This is a genomic window from Mesorhizobium sp. B2-4-18 (assembly GCF_006441385.1).
Lineage (GTDB): Bacteria > Pseudomonadota > Alphaproteobacteria > Rhizobiales > Rhizobiaceae > Mesorhizobium > Mesorhizobium australicum.
This window is the reverse complement of sequence record NZ_VFUW01000003.1, coordinates 41412-60848: the sequence shown is the minus strand read 5'-3', so window position 1 is coordinate 60848 and position 19437 is coordinate 41412. Positions and strand designations below refer to the sequence as shown.

General features: G+C 63.4%; 18 protein-coding genes and 1 pseudogene. 11 read left to right on the top strand and 8 right to left on the bottom strand.

Annotation, left to right across the window (positions count from 1 at the left end):
* The first annotated feature begins 2 nt into the window (after nucleotides 1–2).
* Both FJ527_RS07340 and FJ527_RS07335 read left to right on the top strand, forming a co-directional pair.
* Nucleotides 3–329 carry a DUF883 family protein gene (locus FJ527_RS07340; RefSeq protein ID WP_015315401.1) on the top strand — a complete coding sequence of 109 codons (327 nt, stop codon included), beginning with the start codon at nucleotides 3–5 and terminating at the stop codon, nucleotides 327–329.
* Nucleotides 330–339: 10 nt separating this feature from the next.
* Nucleotides 340–816 carry a hypothetical protein gene (locus tag FJ527_RS07335; protein ID WP_140822456.1) on the top strand — a complete coding sequence of 159 codons (477 nt, stop codon included), beginning with the start codon at nucleotides 340–342 and terminating at the stop codon, nucleotides 814–816.
* A 23-nt stretch (nucleotides 817–839) separates the two neighbouring features.
* Here FJ527_RS07335 and FJ527_RS07330 read toward each other — a convergent pair.
* A pseudogene (locus FJ527_RS07330) lies at nucleotides 840–2370 on the bottom strand (HWE histidine kinase domain-containing protein).
* Nucleotides 2371–2515: 145 nt separating this feature from the next.
* On the opposite strand from FJ527_RS07330, the gene FJ527_RS07325 reads away from it, so the two are divergent.
* Nucleotides 2516–2716, top strand: a complete 201-nt coding sequence (locus FJ527_RS07325; protein ID WP_023774118.1) for a hypothetical protein — start codon at nucleotides 2516–2518, stop codon at nucleotides 2714–2716.
* Nucleotides 2717–2745: 29 nt separating this feature from the next.
* On the opposite strand, the gene FJ527_RS07320 is transcribed toward FJ527_RS07325, so the two are convergent.
* Nucleotides 2746–3666: a diacylglycerol kinase family protein gene (locus FJ527_RS07320; protein WP_140662967.1), complete on the bottom strand. Its 921-nt coding sequence runs from the start codon at nucleotides 3664–3666 to the stop codon at nucleotides 2746–2748.
* A 288-nt stretch (nucleotides 3667–3954) separates the two neighbouring features.
* On the opposite strand from FJ527_RS07320, the gene FJ527_RS07315 reads away from it, so the two are divergent.
* Nucleotides 3955–5259 (top strand): PRC-barrel domain-containing protein, encoded by a 1305-nt coding sequence (locus FJ527_RS07315; protein WP_015315406.1) that lies wholly within the window; start codon nucleotides 3955–3957, stop codon nucleotides 5257–5259.
* 66 nt (nucleotides 5260–5325) lie between these two features.
* On the opposite strand, the gene FJ527_RS07310 is transcribed toward FJ527_RS07315, so the two are convergent.
* Nucleotides 5326–6885 carry an alkaline phosphatase family protein gene (locus tag FJ527_RS07310; protein ID WP_140822454.1) on the bottom strand — a complete coding sequence of 520 codons (1560 nt, stop codon included), beginning with the start codon at nucleotides 6883–6885 and terminating at the stop codon, nucleotides 5326–5328.
* A gap of 226 nt (nucleotides 6886–7111) precedes the next feature.
* Between FJ527_RS07310 and FJ527_RS07305 the strand changes: the two genes are divergently transcribed.
* The 4 genes from FJ527_RS07305 to FJ527_RS07290 all read left to right on the top strand — a co-directional run bounded on the left by FJ527_RS07305 (nucleotide 7112) and on the right by FJ527_RS07290 (nucleotide 10176).
* Nucleotides 7112–8044, top strand: coding sequence for a VOC family protein (locus tag FJ527_RS07305; RefSeq protein WP_140712723.1), 933 nt, complete (start codon nucleotides 7112–7114; stop codon nucleotides 8042–8044).
* 4 nt (nucleotides 8045–8048) lie between these two features.
* On the top strand, nucleotides 8049–8669 hold the full coding sequence (locus FJ527_RS07300) for an alpha/beta hydrolase (protein ID WP_140822452.1): 621 nt from the start codon (nucleotides 8049–8051) through the stop codon (nucleotides 8667–8669).
* 2 nt (nucleotides 8670–8671) lie between these two features.
* Complete coding sequence (locus tag FJ527_RS07295) at nucleotides 8672–8971, top strand: GNAT family N-acetyltransferase (protein ID WP_140822450.1); 300 nt, start codon at nucleotides 8672–8674, stop codon at nucleotides 8969–8971.
* A gap of 146 nt (nucleotides 8972–9117) precedes the next feature.
* The gene (locus FJ527_RS07290) at nucleotides 9118–10176 is read left to right on the top strand and encodes a dipeptidase (protein WP_140616741.1); all 1059 of its coding nucleotides are present in this window, start codon (nucleotides 9118–9120) and stop codon (nucleotides 10174–10176) included.
* Between the two features lie 6 nt (nucleotides 10177–10182).
* Here FJ527_RS07290 and FJ527_RS07285 read toward each other — a convergent pair whose 3' ends face one another.
* Genes FJ527_RS07285 through FJ527_RS07270 form a run of 4 tightly spaced genes read right to left on the bottom strand, consistent with a single transcriptional unit; the run spans nucleotide 10183 to nucleotide 14893 of the window.
* Nucleotides 10183–10443 (bottom strand): hypothetical protein, encoded by a 261-nt coding sequence (locus FJ527_RS07285; protein ID WP_140616742.1) that lies wholly within the window; start codon nucleotides 10441–10443, stop codon nucleotides 10183–10185.
* A 2-nt stretch (nucleotides 10444–10445) separates the two neighbouring features.
* Nucleotides 10446–11678: an aminomethyltransferase family protein gene (locus FJ527_RS07280; RefSeq protein WP_140823062.1), complete on the bottom strand. Its 1233-nt coding sequence runs from the start codon at nucleotides 11676–11678 to the stop codon at nucleotides 10446–10448.
* Nucleotides 11679–11721: 43 nt separating this feature from the next.
* Entirely contained in the window at nucleotides 11722–13287 is a 1566-nt protein-coding gene (locus FJ527_RS07275) for an NAD(P)/FAD-dependent oxidoreductase (RefSeq protein WP_140822448.1), read from the bottom strand.
* Nucleotides 13274–14893: an NAD(P)/FAD-dependent oxidoreductase gene (locus tag FJ527_RS07270; RefSeq protein WP_140822446.1), complete on the bottom strand. Its 1620-nt coding sequence runs from the start codon at nucleotides 14891–14893 to the stop codon at nucleotides 13274–13276. Before FJ527_RS07270 ends, FJ527_RS07275 begins: the two co-directional genes overlap by 14 nt.
* Before the next feature lie 343 nt (nucleotides 14894–15236).
* Between FJ527_RS07270 and betI the strand changes: the two genes are divergently transcribed.
* The 3 genes from betI to FJ527_RS07255 are packed head-to-tail and all read left to right on the top strand — an operon-like array spanning nucleotide 15237 to nucleotide 18382.
* Nucleotides 15237–15950, top strand: coding sequence for a transcriptional regulator BetI (betI, locus tag FJ527_RS07265; RefSeq protein ID WP_140662953.1), 714 nt, complete (start codon nucleotides 15237–15239; stop codon nucleotides 15948–15950).
* Between the two features lie 42 nt (nucleotides 15951–15992).
* Complete coding sequence (locus FJ527_RS07260) at nucleotides 15993–17075, top strand: ABC transporter substrate-binding protein (RefSeq protein WP_140616746.1); 1083 nt, start codon at nucleotides 15993–15995, stop codon at nucleotides 17073–17075.
* Nucleotides 17072–18382: a flavin monoamine oxidase family protein gene (locus FJ527_RS07255; RefSeq protein ID WP_140822445.1), complete on the top strand. Its 1311-nt coding sequence runs from the start codon at nucleotides 17072–17074 to the stop codon at nucleotides 18380–18382. The genes FJ527_RS07260 and FJ527_RS07255 overlap by 4 nt, the downstream gene beginning before the upstream one ends.
* Here the strand turns inward: FJ527_RS07255 and FJ527_RS07250 are convergent.
* Nucleotides 18346–19419 carry an ABC transporter ATP-binding protein gene (locus FJ527_RS07250; protein WP_140822443.1) on the bottom strand — a complete coding sequence of 358 codons (1074 nt, stop codon included), beginning with the start codon at nucleotides 19417–19419 and terminating at the stop codon, nucleotides 18346–18348. The genes FJ527_RS07255 and FJ527_RS07250 overlap by 37 nt on opposite strands.
* Nucleotides 19420–19437 lie beyond the last annotated feature (18 nt).

Below are 19437 nucleotides of genomic sequence, written 5' to 3'. Positions count from 1 at the left end.
CAATGGCCACCGTCGCAGGGAAGACAGCCAACGAAGCGCGGACGAATCCGGATCTGGAAGCCGACATCAGGCAGCTGAAGGCCGATATCGACAAGCTCACCAAACAATTGGCCAAGACCGGTGAACACGGCTACGGCACTGCGCGGCGCGCGGCGGCCGAAGGCGTCGAACAGTTGCGCGCCCAAGGGGAGGCCGCCTTCGACAGCTTGCGCGGTAATGCCAGGGATATCGAGGCGCAGATGGTGGCAAGCGTACGCGAAAAGCCGGTGACGTCGCTGGCTATCGCCGCCGGCGTCGGCTTCCTGTTCGCGCTGCTCACGCGTCGCTAGTTCCGCCGAGATGGGACTGCTGGCATCGTTGCTCTCGGGTTTCGCCTCGGGCGAAACCGTGGCCGCCATACGTCGAGCACGGACGGCGGCCATCGTCTATATGCTTGCCGCGCTGGCGGTGTTTTGCGGTATCGGCTTCCTGGTCGGCGCGGCCTATATCTGGGCATCGGCCCGCTATGGATCGCTGGCCGCGGCGCTTGGTTTCGGTGTCGGCTTTCTGGTCATCGCAGGCCTTGTTCTTTTGACCCATCGGCTGATGTCGGGCACGCGGATGCGCCGCGAGGCTAGGCGGCGCAAGACCGACATGAAAGCGATCGGCATTACGGCCGCGCTCGCTGTGCTGCCGGCATTGCTCAAAGGTGGGCTCAAGGGAAAAGGTGGGCTCGGGGTTATTCTTGGTCCAGCCGTGGCACTCGCGGCCTATGCCATCTACCGCGAGAATGTGAAGTCCGACACCGACCACCACCCGGATGCCGGCGAGGGGTAGTCGCGCCAGCGGCCATGCTCACGTCATCTCGACAGATCTTCCAGCGGCATCGATATTTCGGCGAAGACCCCATCGCGCCGGAATTCATGAGTTACTTCGCTCGAAATCACCTTGGCCAGGCTGCGCCGGATGAGGATCGAGCCGAAGCCTTGCCGCTCGGGCGGCGCGACTTCAGGACCGCCGCTTTCGCGCCAGGTGAACACCAGGCGCCTGTCACCATTCTTGCCTTGCGCTTTCCAGTCGAGATCAACCTTGCCTGACGCAACCGACAGTGACCCATACTGCAGCGCGTTGCTGGCCAATTCGTGCAAGATCAGCCCGAGGCCGACGGCCTGATCGGGCGACAGCAGCAGATCGGCGCCCGAGATTGCCAGCCGCGGCTGGGCGGCGTTGTCGAAAGGCCTGATCTCGATCTGGACGAGTTCGCGGATGCCGATACCGCGCCACTCGCGGTCGGACAGCAGACCATGGGCGATACCCAGGGCCTGAAGCCGCGCGCTGAAGGCTTCGAGGAATTCGCTCGGCTGGCGGGCATGGCGCACGGTCTGTGTCGCCAGCGCCTGGACCGTCGCCAGCGTGTTCTTGACCCGGTGGTTGAGTTCACGCAGCAGGAGCCGTTGCCGTTCGTCACCGAGCTTGCGTTCCGAAATGTCGTAGTTGACGCCGAAAATCAGCGTCGGCTTGCCTTCGCTATCGCGCTCGATGACACGGCCGCGCGTGGCCACCCATCGCGGTGGATGGAAGCCATTCACCCGGTATTCGCCAAAATAGTCGTCACTGCCGGTCAAGGCATCACGAAAGCTGGTTTCGGTCTGGTGGACGTCGCGGGGATCGATGGCTGTCAGAACGTCGCGGGCCCGCAACCGTGTCGAGCGCGGCAGGTTGAACAATTCCGGCAATCGGACGTCGCAGTCGATGACGTCGGTGCGGACGTCCCAGGCCCAACTTGCCAGCGAAGCAGCATCGAGGGCGACGGCGCGCCGCTTTTCCTCGCGCGAGCGCGGCTTCGGCGACAGCGCCGGTGCGGGTCGTGTGCTTCAGGGTGAATAGGCTGCCGGCGAGGCCGGCGAGCGTTTTCAACTGGTCGAGCCTGGAGCGGGACGGGTGGGCACCCGGCTTGCGGTGCATGACGCAAAGGGTTCCGATCCGCGCTCCCGCGACAATGATCGGGACGCCGGCATAGAAGCGCACATGATGCTTGCCGGTCACCAGCGGATTGGCATGGAAACGCTGGTCGGCTGCTGCGTCCGTCACCACCATCGGCTCATCGCCAGCGGCGATGGCGTGCGCACAGAAGGAGATGGCTGTCGTAATCTGTGTTTCTTCCATGCCAGAACAGGATTTGAACCATTGCCGATCGAGGTCGACAAGTGTGACCAGCGCGATCGGCGCGCGCATCACGGCGGCGGCAAAGCCGCCGATGCGGTCGAAATCCGGGTCGGGCGCCGTATCAAGCATCTCAAGCCAGTGCAACACGGCCAGCCGGTGCTCGTCCTGCACGGCGCGCGCAACCTCGGCCGGCAGATCGGCTGCTGTTTCCACCCTGCTATTCAAACCAAGTTCCCGTGGCTTGCCTTGATGTCCTCACCGTCGCCGGCCCGGGACAGCCCTGCAGCCGGAACCATCCTTGCGAGGGACCGTTACCCGAGCGTGATTTGCCGATCGCGTCAGCCGACGCGAAACCAGACGAGGACCCGCCATGGCCAGGAACATTCCCGAAAACAAAGCGCGTCAGGGGCGGTGGGGCTGGCATGGGTTCCGAATCCTGATCGCCGGACTGCTCCTGGTGCTCGTCGCCTGGGGCGTCGCCGAGATCTACGGCGTGTTGATCAAGGCGCCGAACAGCGACGAGCAACATGTCCCCACGCCGCCGAGCACCAGTCCGGCGCCCTCCGGCTGAAGTCAGTCCCTTGATGACTTCACACAGCATCAGGCGGCCTTCACCTGGGCGACGCTGGCCGGCACCAGCACATTGAGCGCTCCAGGTTTGATTTCGATCGTCGTCTCACGATCGAGCCTGACCAGTTCGCCGTCCATGACGGCGCGGAATTTCCTGCCGCCGGAATGGATTTTGAGGGTCACCCTGTCGGCCTGGTGGATTTCGACATGTTCGTTGTCACGCCACTTGCCGCGCGCCACGTTGAACAAAAACTTGACCAGTTCGGCGCGCTGCTGCGCTACCGTGACGTAAATGCCGAGCACGCCACCGGCCGGATTGTCGGCATAGGGCAGGTGACCTTCGCCGAAGAGATTGTTGGTCACGCCGAGGCCGGATATGCGGGCAGTCATCTCCGCTTCACCGATGCCGAGCGTGACCTTCATTGCCGGCGGGTTCTTGATCGTTGCCCAGGCTGCCTTGGCTGAAGCGCCGATCTTGCCCAGGCGTGAGCCGAATTCCATGCCCTGGCGCAGTTGCACCATCTTGGCATGCATGCCGATCGAGAACTGATGAACGAAAGGCTGGCCATTGGCCGTTGCCATGTCGACCGCGATGATTTCGCCGTCGGCAAAGGATTTCAGCGCCGCATCGAGCGACTGCGGAATACCAAGGCCGCGCGCGAACAGGTTCATGGTGCCGGCCGGCAATATGGCGAGCGCCTTTTTCCTGCCCATCAGCCTGGCGGCCGCGGCCGAGATGGTGCCGTCACCGCCTCCGGCGAGCACGACGTCGACGGTGTGGCGCGACGCAGCGCTGTCGAGAGTGTCCACGACGTCCTTGCCGGCAACGATGTCGATGCTGAGAGAGTGGCCCGCCGATTCCAGCGTCTGACGCATCCGGTCCGAAAAGGCGGCGAGATCGGTGGTGCGCAAGGTGCCGCCGTCCCGGTTCAGCACCGCTGCGAATTTCATGCCCCGCTCCGCTGCTCACCTCAAACCGGCCGGGGTAGCCCAGCCAACGGCTGAAACGCGTCAAACCAGGAATAGTTCCGGCAGGGCCGGAATCTCTGGCCAGACCCTGGTTTTCGGCAACGGGCGGTCGGATCCGCTTCTTGGATTCTGGCTTCGGCCATCGCGGTTTTTGTCGGAACAACAGCATGGTCACGACGTTGTGAACCTGCAGAGATGTCGCGTCCGATCCCCAGCGAGGGGTTCAACCGGGCGCGGCATGTACGAAATCAGGCACGAGGAGAGACCATCATGATCCGCACCCTTTTAGCGACGACCGCCCTTGCGACAATGGTTGCAACCGGCGCCTTCGCGCAGAGCGCTGCAACCCCAGCCCCAGCGAACCAGCCCGCCGCCCAGGAGCCGGCCGCGACGGCGCCGGTGCCGCGCGCTGAAGGCAGCATCGTCACCAACATCATCGGCGAAACCGTCTACAATGGCACTGGCGACAATGCCGAGAATATCGGCAAGGTCACTGACGTGGTCTTCGACAAGGACGGCATGGCGAAATCCGTCGTCATCGGCGTCGGCGGTTTCCTTGGCGTGGGAACCAAGAATGTCGCCTTCGACTACGACAAGCTGCAATGGGCCGAGAAGAACGGCGATCGCTGGCTGGTGGCGCAGACCACCAAGGACGAACTGAAGGCGCATCCGGAGTTCGACAGCAAGGCTTACGCGCCGGCCCCGGCCGCAGCGACGACCGCACAAGCGCCGGCCACATCGACCGACACCGCACAGCAGTCCACGAACGCCGAGCCGGTCAAACAGGCTGATGGCAACCTGGCCACAAACATCATCGGTGAAAATGTCTACAACGGCACCGGCGATGACGCCCAGAAGATCGGCGATGTGAACGACATCGTGCTGACCAAGGAAGGCAAGGCGCAGTCGCTGATTATTGGCGTCGGCGGGTTCCTGGGCATGGGCGAAAAGAACGTGGCTTATGATTTCGCCAAGGCGCAGTGGGCACAGAAGAACGGCGACCGCTGGCTGGTGGCGCAGACCACCAAGGAAGAGCTGCAGGCGCAGCCGGATTTCAACCGCAAGGCCTATGATCCGGCGCCGGCAACGACGGCATCCAATGAACCGGCGCCAACCGCGCCCGCAGCGGCGCCGTCCGCCGCGACAGCTCCCGCCGCCGCTCCGGCGGACAAGACCGCGGCGGCGCCGGCTGACGCCACGGCTCCTGACCAGACACAGACCGCCGCCATCGACAAGTCCAAGCTTACCGAGATGCCGGTTGGAGAGATCAGGGGCGACGACCTGAAGGGCACGACGGTCTATGGCGCCAACGACGCCAAGGTCGGTGAGATCGGCGATGTGGTGCTGACCCCCGACAAGAAACCCGACGCCGTGATCGTCGATGTCGGCGGCTTCCTCGGCATTGGCGAGAAGGAGGTCGCGGTCGGCATGGATAATTTGAAGTTCATGACCGACAAGAACGGCAAGAAGTACCTTTATACGACCTTCACCAAGGAGCAGCTCGAGAAGCAAGCGGCTTACGACAAGGGCTCCTACGCCCAGAAGCGCGACGAGCAGCGTCTGATCGTCCGGTAGGCAAGGATACTTCGACAGGTAAGAATACTTCGATAGGCAAGGATCCAGGGCGGTAGGGTAATCCCCCTACCGCCCTGCTTGCGAGCTGGAGTATCCAGTCACTCCGTTTTCCGTCAGTTCCAAGAGGGCAAGCGACTGGTCGAGATGTTCGGCCCGCCAGGCGAGCAGCCTTTCGGCGAATTCCAGCCGGGTCGAACGATGTGCCGGGCTGCCGGCGAGGTTCTTCAATTCGCCAGGGTCGTCCTCCATGTCGAAAAGCAGCGGCGGCAGGCCGCCGCCAAAATGCACGTATTTGAATTTCTTCGTGCGGATGACAGCGAGGTTGCACTGGCGCGAGGTGATGCCGAAGTGCCGTTCGGCTTCACCGCCGGCGATCGAGCGAAAGTCGAACTCCCAGTGCGCGGCGTCGCGCCAAATGGCGGGCGTTCCACCGCTCAGGAAGGGTTTCAGCGAGCATCCGTCAAGGTGCGGTTCGGGAGCCACGCCGAGCAGGTCGATGAGCGTAGGCAAAATGTCCACCGCTTCGGTGAAGCGATCGACAGCGCTGCCGGCAGCCTTGCGGTGGCGTGGATCGCGGATGATCAGCGGGATATGGTAGCTGCCGTCGAAATAGCCGCCCTTACCCAGCATGAAGTGGTCGCCCATCATTTCGGCATGGTCGGAGGTGAGCACGATGATGGTGTTGTCCCACGCGGCTTCGGTCTTCAGCGCTTGCCACAGGCGGCCGAGCTGCGCGTCCACCTCCGAGATCATGCCGTAATAGATCGCCCTGATGCGGCGGAAATCATCCTCGCTCCAGTCGTGCACTTTGCCCGCGGCGCCGGGGCGGAACTTCGCTCGTTTTTGGCGATCGAGATCATAGGCGACGTAGGGGTGGCCCTGAGATTCGGCGCGCCAACTTTCCGCGCGGTGAAAAGCGGGGCCGTCCGCGGGATCGTATTGAGTGTTGTACGGTTCCGGTACGATGAAGGGCGGATGCGGGCTGATAAAGGAAAGATGCGCAAACCACGGCGTGGCCTCGTCCTGCTCGCCCAGCCAGCGGATGAACTCGCCGGCAAGGAAGGCCGTCGGCGTCTGGTCCCTGGAGTAGACGGGTGGCGCTTCGGTCACCGCACCGTCGACCTCGCCCACCGGACGATGAATGTCAGGACTTCCAGCGCCGGCATCGATGCCTTGCTGCTTCAGCCAGGACAGCCACTGCTTCTGATGTTCGGGCAGCAATTGGCGCGCCGTGAAGCCGGGCAGAACACCCTCATAGCTGTGCAACCGCGGATCGGCCGGTGCAAGCTGGCGCGGATCGAGCGACACATCGGTATAGCCGAACAAGGTCGGATCGTAACCGACGCTGCGCGCGGCGAGCGCAATATTGCCATGGCGGGCGTCGAGCGGCGTGCCGTTGCGGCAGACACGATTGTTCATCTGATAGAGGCCGGTGTAGAGGCAGGCACGGGCCGGTGAGCAAGGCGCCGCGCCGCCGTAATGGCGCTTGAACAGCACGCCGTCGGCGGCCAGCGCATCGGCATTCGGCGTCTTCACCTGGGGATGGCCGACAGCCGACAGGCAATCGCCGCGCCACTGGTCGCAAGTGATGAGAAGGACATTTGGCCGCCTGCCTTTTCCAGTCACTTGCGCTTACCCCTCTCCAGCACGTCGAATGCGCACATGGAACCGATTCCATCCACCGCGCAAGACCAGGGCTGTTTGCCAAACGGTGAACAAGGATCTTGGGATTGTTCACTTTTAAGGCACAGTCCATCCTGTGTTTGCAGCCTTTGCCATACTCGCTCGTATCCTCATATTGGCCAGGAGAACGGCGAGGGCCGCACAAACACCAAGGGAAGGAGCAGAGACCATGCTCGACCAGATCAAGGGCCTGCATCACGTCACCTCGATGGCCAGGGATGCACGGCAGAACAATGATTTCTTCACCCACAAGCTCGGCCTACGCCGGGTCAAGAAGACCGTCAATTTCGACGCGCCCGACGTCTACCATCTCTATTATGGCGACGAGGCCGGCACACCCGGTTCGGTGATGACCTATTTCCCGTTTCCCAACATCGGCAAGGGCCGTCCTGGCGTCGGCGAAGTCGGCACCACGGTCTATTCCGTGCCGGAAGGAACGCTCGCCTCTTGGGAAAAACGCTTCACCGACGAAGGCGTAACCAATGTCGCCCGCGAGGAAAGCTTTGGCGAGAAGCGGCTCGCATTTGCCGGCCCGGACGGCGATGGCTTTGCACTGGTCGAGGACAAGGCCGACGGCAGGGCGCCCTGGGTGAAGGGCGGTATTGCCGCGGACGAGGCGATCCGCGGCTTTCACTCGGTTTCGCTGAGGCTGAAGGATGGCGGCGCCACCGAGGAGCTGTTGAAGTTCATGGGTTACGAGGAGGTCGACAAGTCAGGCAATGTCAGGCGGCTCGCCGTCAAGAACGGCAATGGCGCCGATTTTGTCGATATCGAAACGCTGCCGACCGCACCCTTCGCCGATCTCGGCGCCGGCTCCGTTCATCATGTCGCCTTCGCCGTCGAGAATCGCGCCAAGCAGCTCGAAGTGCGCAAGGCGCTGATGGATACGGGTTATGGGGTGACGCCGGTGATCGACCGCGATTATTTCTGGGCGATCTATTTCCGCACGCCGGGCGGCGTGCTGTTCGAAGTCGCCACCAATGAGCCGGGTTTCGACAAGGACGAGGACACCGCCCATCTCGGCGAGGCGCTGAAGCTGCCGACGCAGCATCAGCATCTGCGGCCGTATCTCGAACAGCATCTGCAGAAGCTGGAGGGTTGAGACGATGAGCAAGGACGCTTACGCCCACAAGGTGCTGCCTGGTTCGCCGGGTGGTCAGCTGCTTTTCGTCTTCCATGGCACAGGCGGCGACGAGAGCCAGCTTGTCTCGCTGGGGCGCGATCTCGCGCCCCAGGCCACCATCGTCTCGCCGCGCGGCGATGTGTCGGAGCAAGGTGCCGCGCGCTTCTTCCGCCGCACCGGCGAGGGCGTCTATGACATGGACGACCTGGCGCGGGCCACGGCCAAGATGGCGGGCTTCGTCCAGGCCCATGTCGAGGCGGCGAAGCCATCGGTCGTGCTGGGCCTCGGCTATTCCAATGGCGCCAACGTCCTGGCTTCGCTCGTGTTCGAAACCCCTGACCTGTTCGACGCCACGGTGCTGATGCATCCGCTGATCCCGTTCGAGCCGCAGGTGAAGGGCAGTCTTGCAGGTCGTCACATCCTGGTGACCGCCGGCAGGCGCGATCCGATCTGCCCGCCGAACCTGACGGCGCGGCTCGAAGCCTATTTGCGCGCCGACGGAGCCGATGTCACAGTGGAGTGGCACGAAGGCGGGCACGAGGTGCGGCCAAACGAAATCGAAGCGGCGCGGCGGCTTTTCGCCACCATCGCCCAAGGAGTGTAGAGATGCGCGATCAATTGCCAGAGATCGAACTTGAAGATCGCGGCTCCAAGGGTCGCTACGTGCTGCGCGGCGCCGGCGGCGCCGAGGCGGAGATGACCTTCACCAAGATCGGCGAGCACCAGCTGATCATCGACCACACCGAAGTGCCGGACGCCTTTCGCGGTCAGGGCGCCGGGCTTCGGCTCGTCACCCGTGCCGTCGAGGACGCACGGGCGGCAGGCAAGAAGATCATCCCGCTCTGCCCGTTCGCCAACGCCCAGTTCCGCCGTCACCCGGAATGGGCGGATGTGCTGAAGCAGTAGCCCCGCAAACACAAAGCGGATGTGCAGGAACAGAGCTAAACGGGCGGCCATAGCCGTCCCGTTGGCTTTGTAATTTGCCCCGGCGGCACATCTTGCCTAGATATGATACATCGCCCCGCCGACAAACAGACCGAATGATCCCCCATATGACCGAAACAGACCTCGTCCCCGTCTTTGACGGCCACAACGACACGCTGCTGCGTTTGCACCAGGCGAAAGACGCGGACGTCGAGAAGCTGTTCATCGAAGGGAAATCGGGCGGCCATATCGACTTGCCGCGCGCCAGGGCCGGCGGATTCGCCGGCGGCATGTTCGCCATCTTCCCGCCGCCGGTCGAGAAAGCGCGGCGCAGCGCCGTGCCTTCGGCGCCGAGCGACAGCGAACCGCTGCCGCCCGAGGTGCCGCGCGCCGATGCGCTCAACTCGACGATCGCGATGGCGTCCATCCTCTTCCGGCTGGAGCGCGCCGGTGCATTGGCGATCTGCCGCAGCGCCGGCGATGTGCGCAATGCCATGGCGCAAGGCACGATCGCCGCGGTGTTCCATATCGAAGGCGTCGAGGCGATCGATCCCGAACTCACCATGCTCGACGTGCTGCATGCCGCGGGCCTGCGCTCGCTCGGCATCGTCTGGAGCCGGCCCAATGCGTTCGGTCACGGCGTGCCGTTTCGCTTTCCATCCTCGCCGGATACCGGTCCGGGGCTGACCGATGCCGGCAAGGCGCTGGTCAAGGCCTGCAATGAACTGAGGATCATGATCGATCTCTCGCATCTCAACGAGAAGGGTTTTCGCGACGTCGCTGCGCTTAGCGATGCGCCGCTGGTCGCCACCCATTCCAACGTGCATGCGATCTGCGGCCATTCGCGCAACCTCACCGACTGGCAGCTCGGCGCGATCCGCGACTCCGGCGGCATGGTCGGGTTGAACTTCGCCACCGGCTTCCTGCGCGAGGACGGCCGCATGAATGCCGACACCAGCCTCGACATCATGGTGCGTCATATCGATTCCCTGCTGCAGGCTTTGGGTGAGGATGGCGTCGGTCTCGGTTCGGATTTCGACGGCGCCATGATCCCGGCGGTCATCGGCGACGTTGCCGGCCTGCCGAAACTCATCGATGCGCTGGCGGCGCGCGGTTTTGGCCGCGCGCTGATCGAAAAGATTGCCTACCGCAACTGGCTAAGCATGCTGGAAAGAACGATAGGTTAGGACGCCTTATTCGAAGCCCATGCGCTTCAGCCAGTCCTTGCCGACGCCGCGATCGCGAATGATCGGCAGCGGGTTTTCCGCATCGAGCCGAGCGCAAATGCGATAGACCTCCAGCGTCTCGGCGCTCATCTCGCCGCGCTTGTAGAAGAACATGGCGGCGGCATAGCGCGTGCGGCCAGACCATTTCTCGCCGAGCGGCGTGTTGACCAGCTCCCACTGTTCGGCGGCTTCACCTTCTTCCTGTTGCTTGCCCGCTCCCTCGGTCATGGTCAGAAATCCGCCGGCGGATTGGCGGTACGGCGGTCGAGCTTGATGAAGGGTCGCGCCACCACCTTGGCCCGTTTCATCAGCTTCTGGTACTGCAGCTCGCGCATGGCGTAGATCTCGACCCAGAGGTCTTCCACGACGGTATCGCCATAGGGCCGCGCCAGCGAGGCGATGGCGATGTTGCGCTTGGCCATCGGCGACCACATGGCGGCGCTGACTAGGCCGACCTCCTGGCTCTTCCTGTGATAGACGATCGCGTGTTCGGCCGGGATGTTGCCTTCAATCTCCAGTCCGACGAGGACATGCCGAAGCTTGCGTTTGGCGCGGGCCTCGAGGATGGCGCGGCGGCCATTGAAATGGCCCTTGTCCAGATCGACCATGAAGCCGAGCCCGATCTCGTCGGGCATGCGCAACCGGTCGGCGCGGATGGCATGTTCGGCGGTGGTGAAATCGGCGTTGGCGACGATCAGCCCAGCCTCGATACGGGCACGGTTGAGGGCGGTGTAGCCGATTGCCCTGATGCCGCGCAGTTCCCCAGCTGTCATCAGCCGATCCCACAGGCTCAGCGCCTTTTCGGCCGGAACGAACAGTTCGTAACCGAGATCGCCGGTAAAGCCGGTGCGTGAAATTATGGCCGTGCCGCCGTCGTGCGGGAATTCGGCAAGGTCGAATATTTTCAGCCTCTCGACACCGGCAAAACCGGCGTCGCGCAGCACAGCGAAGGATGTGGGCCCCTGCAAGGCGAGCCCGGCGACGGCCTCGGTCTCTTCCTCGACGATGACGTCGAAACCAAGGGCGCTGTCCAGCAGCCACGGCAGATGCCGCTCCTGCGAACACAGCCGGAAGTGGGTCGGCGAAAGTCGGAACAGCGTCCCGTCGTCCAGCACAAAACCCTCGTCGTCACACCAAGCGGTGTAATGAACGCGGCCGGTCCTGAGCTTGGTGACATCGCGCAAGGTGACGCGGTCGAGGAAGGCCTGGGCATCCGGTCCTTCGATCCGGTATTTGGTCATCGGCGAGATGTCGAAGAGTGCTGCCTGACTGCGGATGGCGAAATATTCGAGCTCCTCGTCCCAAAGCGAATGCGGCGCGCGGTAGCCGGCCCAATTGTACCAGTCCTGGGTCTTGGCCAGCGCGTCGAGGCGCGGCTGGAACGGCGTGCCGAGGCGCAGCGTGCGGAAGTGGGATTGGGCTGCGATGCGGGCTGTCAACGGAATGGAGGCTTGATGGGTCATGATGGCGCCATGGAGTGCAGCGTCGGCCAGTTGAGACATCAAGTCACCCCTTCATCGCAATGACGCGCCGCGCGGCATTCAATCCTGGCGCACCCGAAACTCCGCCACCAGGATGCGAGCCCGCGCCGGCCAGGAACAACCCGTCGAGCGGCGTGTCGTAGCCCGACCAACCGGAGACGGGACGCGAGATCAGCATCTGATCGGCCTGCAATTCACCGTGGTGCCAATGGCCGCCCGGCATGCGGTAGCGCTTCTCGATGTCCGCAGGGGTGAGCAGTTCGGCATGAATCACGGTCTTACCAATGCCAGGCGCGTAGGCTTCCAACTGGGCCATGATTGCCTCGAGAAATTTCGGCTTGCCGGCATCCCAGCCCTCTTTCAACCGATAGGGCGCGTATTGCACCACGGCGGACAGCACGCAGGCGCCGTCGGGCGCGAGCGACGGATCGGCGAGACTGGGCAGCGTGATTTCCATCACCGGCTCGGGCGAGAACTCGCCATATTTGGATGGATTGAAGGCACGTTCGACGTGGTCGGGAGAGGACGCGATCACCAGTCGGCCCTTATGGCCGGCGGCGTCGACACCGGCAAACCGCGGCGGCCGGTCGAGCGCCAGATGGAGCTTGGCGGCATCGCCCCTCATGCGGATGTTTTTCACTTTGCGCACGAAGCCGGTGTCGATCTCGCGCGGTCCGACGAGATCGAGGAAGGTGGTCGTCGGATTGATGGCCGAGACGATCGTTCGGGCGCGAAGCTCCTCGCCATTGTCGAGGGCAACGCCGACGGCGCGGCCTTTCTCGACAATGATCCTGGCGACGGGCATCGATGCGCGGATCATGACGCCAGCCTTTTCGGCAGCCGTGCGGATGGCGGCGACCACCGCGCCCATGCCGCCCTTTGGCAGCAATTGCGCTCCGGCCGCACCGCCGCTCTCTCCGCTCAGACGATAATAGAGGCCGAGCAGCGAGGTCGGCGAGCGCGGGCCGAGATGGCTGCCGAGCGTGGCGTCGAAGGCGAGCAGCCCCTTCAGCCTGTCGTCGGCGAGTTGTTCGTCAAGCAAGTCGGCAACGTTCATCAAAAGCACGCGCAGGAAGTCGCGCATGTCTTCCTTGCCAAGTTTCTTCAGCGCCACGGCGGTGCGGCCGAGCGAAGCGGCCTCCAGCAGCGACATGCCGCCGAGATCGGGCGGCCGGCGCGACAGGAAGGGTTTCAGGATGCCGGCATAGCGCAGCAGTTGTGCGCGTAGTTCCTTCCAGGCGGACTGTTCCGACGAACCGGCGCCGGTCAGCACCTCGCCATAAGCGCCATGCAGGACAAGCGGCGGTCCATCTTTCGACAACGCGACCGACGGCAGGAAGTCGGCGCGAGCGATCTGCAGCCCGTGCTTTTCCAGCTCCAGCGTTTTCACCACATCGGGATGCAGCCGGTTCAACACATGCGCGATGGACGAAGCGCGAAAACCGGGCGCAAATTCCTCGGTCCGCGCGGCGCCGCCGGGTTCGGCTCCTGCTTCCAGCACCAGCACCTTGCGGCCGGCCTTCGCCAGCGTGGCGGCAGCCACAAGCCCGTTGTGGCCGCCGCCGATGACGATGGCATCAGATGACGTCATGGGCCGGGCTCATATGCGAGGTGGATTTTGCGAGATCGCGCAGGATTTCGGCGGCTGCGTTGCGGCCGGGCGCACCCATGACGCCGCCGCCGGGATGGGTTGAGGAGCCGCACATATAGAGGCCGCCGACCGGCGACCGATACTGCGCGTAACCGGGCACCGGGCGGTTGAACAGCAGCTGGTCGAAGGTCAGCTCGCCCTGAAAGATGTTGCCTTCGGTGAGGCCGACCTCGGCCTCGATCTCGCGTGGCGTGCGCACCTCCATATGGACGATGCGGTCGCGGAACCCGGGTGAATAATCCGATATCTGCGCAATCACGCTTTCAGCAAAACCGTCACGATCGGCGTCCGTCCACTCGCGACCAGCGATCTTGGGCGGAGCGTACTGAACGAAGCAGCTCATGAAATGCTTCCCTGGCGGCGCCATGGTCGGGTCGAGCGTCGTCGGGATGACCATGTCGAGGAACGGATCGGCGGACCAGCGGCCGGCCTTCCAGTTGTCATAGGCGCGCTCCATGCGCTCCATCGAATCGGTGAAATGCATGTCGCCGCGATAGACCGGCGAATCCTTCGGCAGCGCCGGGAATTCCGGCAGCGAATCGAGTGCTATGTTGACCTTTCCCGAGGATCCGCGAATCTTGAAGTTCTTCACCCGGCGCAGGAAGATGTCGGGCAGTTCCTTCTCTTCGACCAGCTTCAGGAAAGTGCGCTTCACGTCGGCATTGGAGACGACCAGCTTGCCGTAAATCTCCTCGCCGCTGGCCAGCACGACGCCCCTGGCCTTGCCACGGCTCACCAGCACATGGTCGACCTCGGCGCCGGTGCGTATGGTTCCACCCGAGGCCTTGAACGAGGCGGCCAGCGCCTTGGTCACGGCGCCCATGCCGCCGCGCGCATAGCCCCAGGCGCCAACCGATCCATCGACCTCGCCCATATAGTGGTGCAGCAGCACGTAAGCGGTGCCGGGCGACATCGGCCCGAGTGCCGTGCCGATGATGCCAGACAGGGCGAAGTTCGCCTTGATGACGTCGGTCTCGAAATATTCGTCGAGGAACTCAGAGATAGACATGGTCCAGAAGCGCAGCGTCAGTGCCATTTCCTCGGCGGAGAGACCCGCGAATTTCTTGCCGAGATAGAGCAGTTCGCCGAGGTCGCGCGGGCACAGGCTGGTTGGGTCCGGCGCGGTGCGCATCAACAGCGGCTGGATGAAGCGGCACTGCCGCGTCACGTCGCGGGCGTAGCGGTCATAGGCCTCGGCATCCCTTTTGGAGAAACGAGCGAATTCCCGCCGGTGCGCGTCGTGGTCGCGATAATTGGCGAGATAGTCGCCATCCCGGGTGAACACCGCGCCGCCCTCATAGGAGATGACTTGCAGGCCGAAGCGGGGGAGCTCCAGATCGCGCATGATCTCGGGTCGGAACAGCGAGCAGACGTAGGAGCAGTTGGAGTAGAGGAAGCCCGGCGTCAGTTCCCTGCTTGTGGCGGCGCCTCCGACCCAGTCGTTCTTCTCCGCAACCAGCACGTCGAGGCCGGCGCGCTGCAGGTAACAGGCGTTGACCAGGCCGTTGTGTCCGCCGCCGATGATGATCGCATCCCAAGCTTTCATTGTGGCCCAGTGCTCATCTGCGTCCCGCTCTTCATTTCTGCGTGAACTGTCCCCTAATGCGTGGAATTTGGCACGGCACCAGCCATTGTGTCCAGCCATACTGAATGAATGTTCAACAAATGATATTGCGTTTTTCCGGACATGAGTTACGCTTTGCCGACGTTCGAACCCAGTAATCCGTCCATTGGGAACCGAGGCTGATGATTGAAATGGCAGACGTCACCCCGGACTATGACGTGGCCGCCATCATGGGCTGGGAGGCCATGCAGAAGGTGCTTGACAGTGCGAGCACCGTCCCACTCATCTTCGCGGGTGGAAGCCGGATGCAAAGGGATAGCCGGCGATGCTGGAGACCATCACACGCATGAAAACGGCAGACGCCAGGGACGCGCTTCTTGAACCGGCGCGGAAAGCCGAATCCGAGAAGCGCGGGCGCAAGGCCTCCAAGGAGGTCAGGCAGCTTCAGCTCATCGAGGCGACGATCGATTCGCTCGCCAAGCGCGGCTATTCGGAAACGACGATGGCCGATGTCGCCGACGGCGCCGGCCTGTCGCGCGGCATCGTCAATTTCCATTTCGAGAGCAAGGAAAAGCTGCTCGTCGCGACGCTGCAATATATGTACGACGAGTATTCCGCGCACTGGCGCAATGCCTTGCAAAAGGCAGGAGACGATCCCGCGCGTCAACTCCAGGTTCTCGTCGCGGCCGATTTCGACCGCTCCATCTGCAACAAGCGCAAGCTTGCCGCATGGTGCGCCTTCTGGGGAGAGGCCAAGTCGCGGCCGACCTACCAGGCGCTGAGCAGCGCGCGGGATGCCGTTTACCAGAATATATTCATCGACCTGTGCGCGGCTCTGAAACAGAGCGGCGGCTACGCCTATGAGCCGCAGGTCATGGCGCTGGCGCTCAGCGCCATGCTGGAAGGCTTGTGGCTGCGGTTGATGATGGGAACCGAGGACACCACGCGGGAGACCTCCTTGCAGGCGGCCAATGAATTCCTGTCGGCGGCTTTTCCGAAACACTACCCGCTGAAGGCCGCCAGCCCAACGAGATCATAAGAAGAGACGAAACCATAAGAAACCGCAGAGGATGGAACAGCAATGAAGACACTGACAAGGCGCCTGACGCTGACGCTCGCGCTGGCGGGAACACTGGCGGCTTCGGCCGCGGCGCTGGCGATCGCGGCCGACAAGGATCTGATCGTGTTCGACTGGTCAGGCTATGAGGATCCGAGCTTCCACCCGAAATATGTCGAGAAGAACGGCGATTCGCCGACCTTCGCCTTCTTCGGCGACGAGGACGAGGCGTTCGAAAAGGTCCGTTCCGGCTTCAAGGCCGACCTTGGCCATCCCTGCTCGCAGAGCGTGACGAAGTGGCGCGAGGCGGGCCTGCTGCAACCGCTCGATACCTCGAAGATCACGGGCTGGAAAGACCTCAATCCCGGCATCATGGCGATGAAAAATCTCGCCACGACCGAGGACGGGAAAGCCTGGTTCATGCCTTGGGACTGGGGCAACACGCAGCTCACTTACAACTCCTCCAAGATCGACGAGAAGGACGTGCAGTCGCTGAAGGCGTTCGCCGATCCGAAGTTCAAGGGCCGCGTTTCGATCGGCGACAATGTCGACGATGCCTATGCGCTGGCGAGCCTCGCCATCGGCCTGAAGGACTGGACCAAGATGACCGACGACCAGTTCAAGCAGGCCTCCGACTTCCTGCGCCAGGTGCACAAGAACGTGCGCTCCTACTGGACTGATACCACCGACGTCGTCCAGCTTCTGAGCGGTGGCGAAGTCGATCTCGCCTGGGCCTGGAACGATGCGACCGTACAGTCGGTCGCTGCCGGCGTGCCGATCAAGTCTAAGAAGGACACGGCGGAAGGCATCTCGACCTGGGTGTGCGGCTACGTGCTGTTCAAGGATGCGCCCGGCAATACCGACAAGGCTTATGACTATCTCAACGCGGTCAACGATCCGGAGACCGCCAAGGTGCTGGTCAAGGACTGGGGCTACGGCCAGGCCAACGCCAAGGGCATGGCCGGCGTCGATCAGGCCATCCTGAAGGAAAAGGGCTATGACGACGTGCAGAAATTCGTCGACAAGACGCTGTTCCAGCAGCCGCTCCCGTCAGATCTCAAGCTCAAGATGATCGCCGAGTTCGAGAAGATCAAGGCTGGCTATTGAACGACAAGACAGAAAGAACCGACGTCGTCATCGTCGGCGCCGGCTTCACCGGGCTGTCGGCGGCGCTCGAGCTGAAGAGGGCCGGCGTCGGCTTCCTGCTGCTCGAGGCACGCGACCGCGTCGGCGGGCGGGTCGAGGCCATGTGGAACGGGCTTGGCGAGCGCATCGATAGCGGCGGCCAGTTCCTGTGCGAGGACATGCCGCAGCTGATGGAACTGGCCCAGGCTCGCGGCAAGACCTTCGTCGAGACTTATGTTGAGGGCGATTTCATCACTTGCCCGTCAATGTCGGTCGGTCGGGCCGAGCGGACCTATCACGCCTCGATGGCTATCCGCGAACGCATGAACAGCATCGAGCCCAACGATCCCGCCATTGCGGGATTGACCGTTGCCGAGTGGCTGGAGCAGCAGGATGACGTGGGCGAGGCCAAGGCGGCCTTCCGGTCGATGATCGAGGGCCTGTGGTGCCTGGCATTGGAGAAGGTGCCGCTCTGGTATCTGATCGACAATGACCGGCGTATCACCAATGAGGTGCCGGAGCTGCAATATTCCCTGCGCGAGACCATGCAGTCGTTGGCCGATGATCTGGCGGAGGACCTCGGCGACCGGGTGAGGCTCGGCGAACCTGTCACCCGCATCGAATACGGTCCGCCAGGGGTTCGTGTCGTCTCGAGCAATAGCGTGATCGAAGCGCGAGAAGTTCTGGTCGCCGTGCCGCCGGCGACAGCCGCGAAGCTCGATTTTACGCCCGCCTTGCCGGCAGCCCTGGAAGCGGCGCTCGGCGCCTGGGAAAGCGGCGCGGTGATCAAGGTCCTGGTGCGCTATCCCAAGCCATTTTGGCGCGAGCGGGATTTGAGCGGGATGATGATGTGGCGCGATCTGCCGGGGCTGTTTGCCTGCGACGCCAGCAGGGATCCCGATCATGCGGCGCTTGTCGTCTTCGTTGGCGGACCGCTGGCGCTGCGCTGGCACGAACTCGGCGAGTCGGATCTGCGGACACAGGTGACGACGAAGCTTGTGGAGGCGCTGGGTCCGGAGGCGGCGGATGTTCTCGATTTCAGCCGCCGTGACTGGACGCATGATCGCTGGAGCGGCGGTGCCTATAGCGACCTAATCGTCGATGTGTCGGCCAGGGATGCCGAGGCCACCATTCTTGCCGGCGCACCGCCGATGCATTTCGCGTCGTCGGAATTGTCGCCGTCATTCCCGGGCTATGTCGAGGGCGCGATCGTGGCCGGGCGTATCGCGGCGCGCAGGATCATCGCCGGAGTTCAGTCGGCCATCGCGACCAGCGCTTCCGGATCATAGGCGAGGCGAATCGAGGTGCCGACTGGAATATCATCGGCGCCGAAATCGTTGGTCTCGGTCACCGAGAGCGGCTTCTCCAGGCCAGGGATTTCGACGATCAGATGGGTGATCTCGCCGAAATAGTGGCGTTCCACCACCTTGCCGGCGACCTCGAACTTGGCCGTCGCATTGTCCCACAGCACGCGCAGGCGCTCCGGTCGGATGCCGAGCGTCGCGCCGCCGCCATTGCGCACGAAAGCCTTCGGCTTGTCGGTCTTGATACGGCCGAAACCCAGCGTGTCGACGATCAGCGAGGCGCCGTTCTCCTCGACGATCTCGGCCTTGACGAAATTCATGCCGCCAAGGAAGTCGGCGACCTGGCGGTTTACCGGGCGCTGGTAGATTTCCTTCGGGGAGGCGACCTGCGCGATCTTGCCGCCGAACATCACGGCGATGCGGTCGGACATTGCGAGCGCTTCATACTGATCGTGGGTGACCAGGACGAAGGTAATGCCGACGGCCTGCTGCAGGCGGCGCAGTTCGACCTGCATCTGCTCGCGCAGCTTCTTGTCGAGCGCCGACAGCGGCTCGTCGAGCAAAAGCACCTTAGGTTGCATCACCAGGGCGCGGGCGAGCGCCACACGCTGCCGCTGGCCGCCGGAAAGCTCGGTGGCAAGCCGCTTGCCGAGGCCGGTGAGCGAGACCTGCGCCAGCGCCTCCTCGACCCGGCGCTTCTCTTCGCCACCCTGCAGCTTCAACCGCTTCAGTCCGTAGGCGACGTTCTGCTCGACATTGAGGTGCGGGAAGATCGCGTAGCTCTGGAACACCATGTTTGTCGGCCGGCGATTGGCCGGTATGCCTTCCATGGGCTGGCCGCCAACCGCGATCGAGCCGCTGGTCGGATTGTCGAAGCCGGCGATCATGCGCAAAAGCGTGGTCTTGCCGCAGCCCGACGGGCCGAGCAGCGAGAAGAACTCGCCTTCCCTGATGGTCAGGGAGGCGTCGTCCAGCGCCTTGAACGCCCCATAGCTGCGGGTGACATTGCGGATATCGATCATCGATCTTTCGGATTGGAT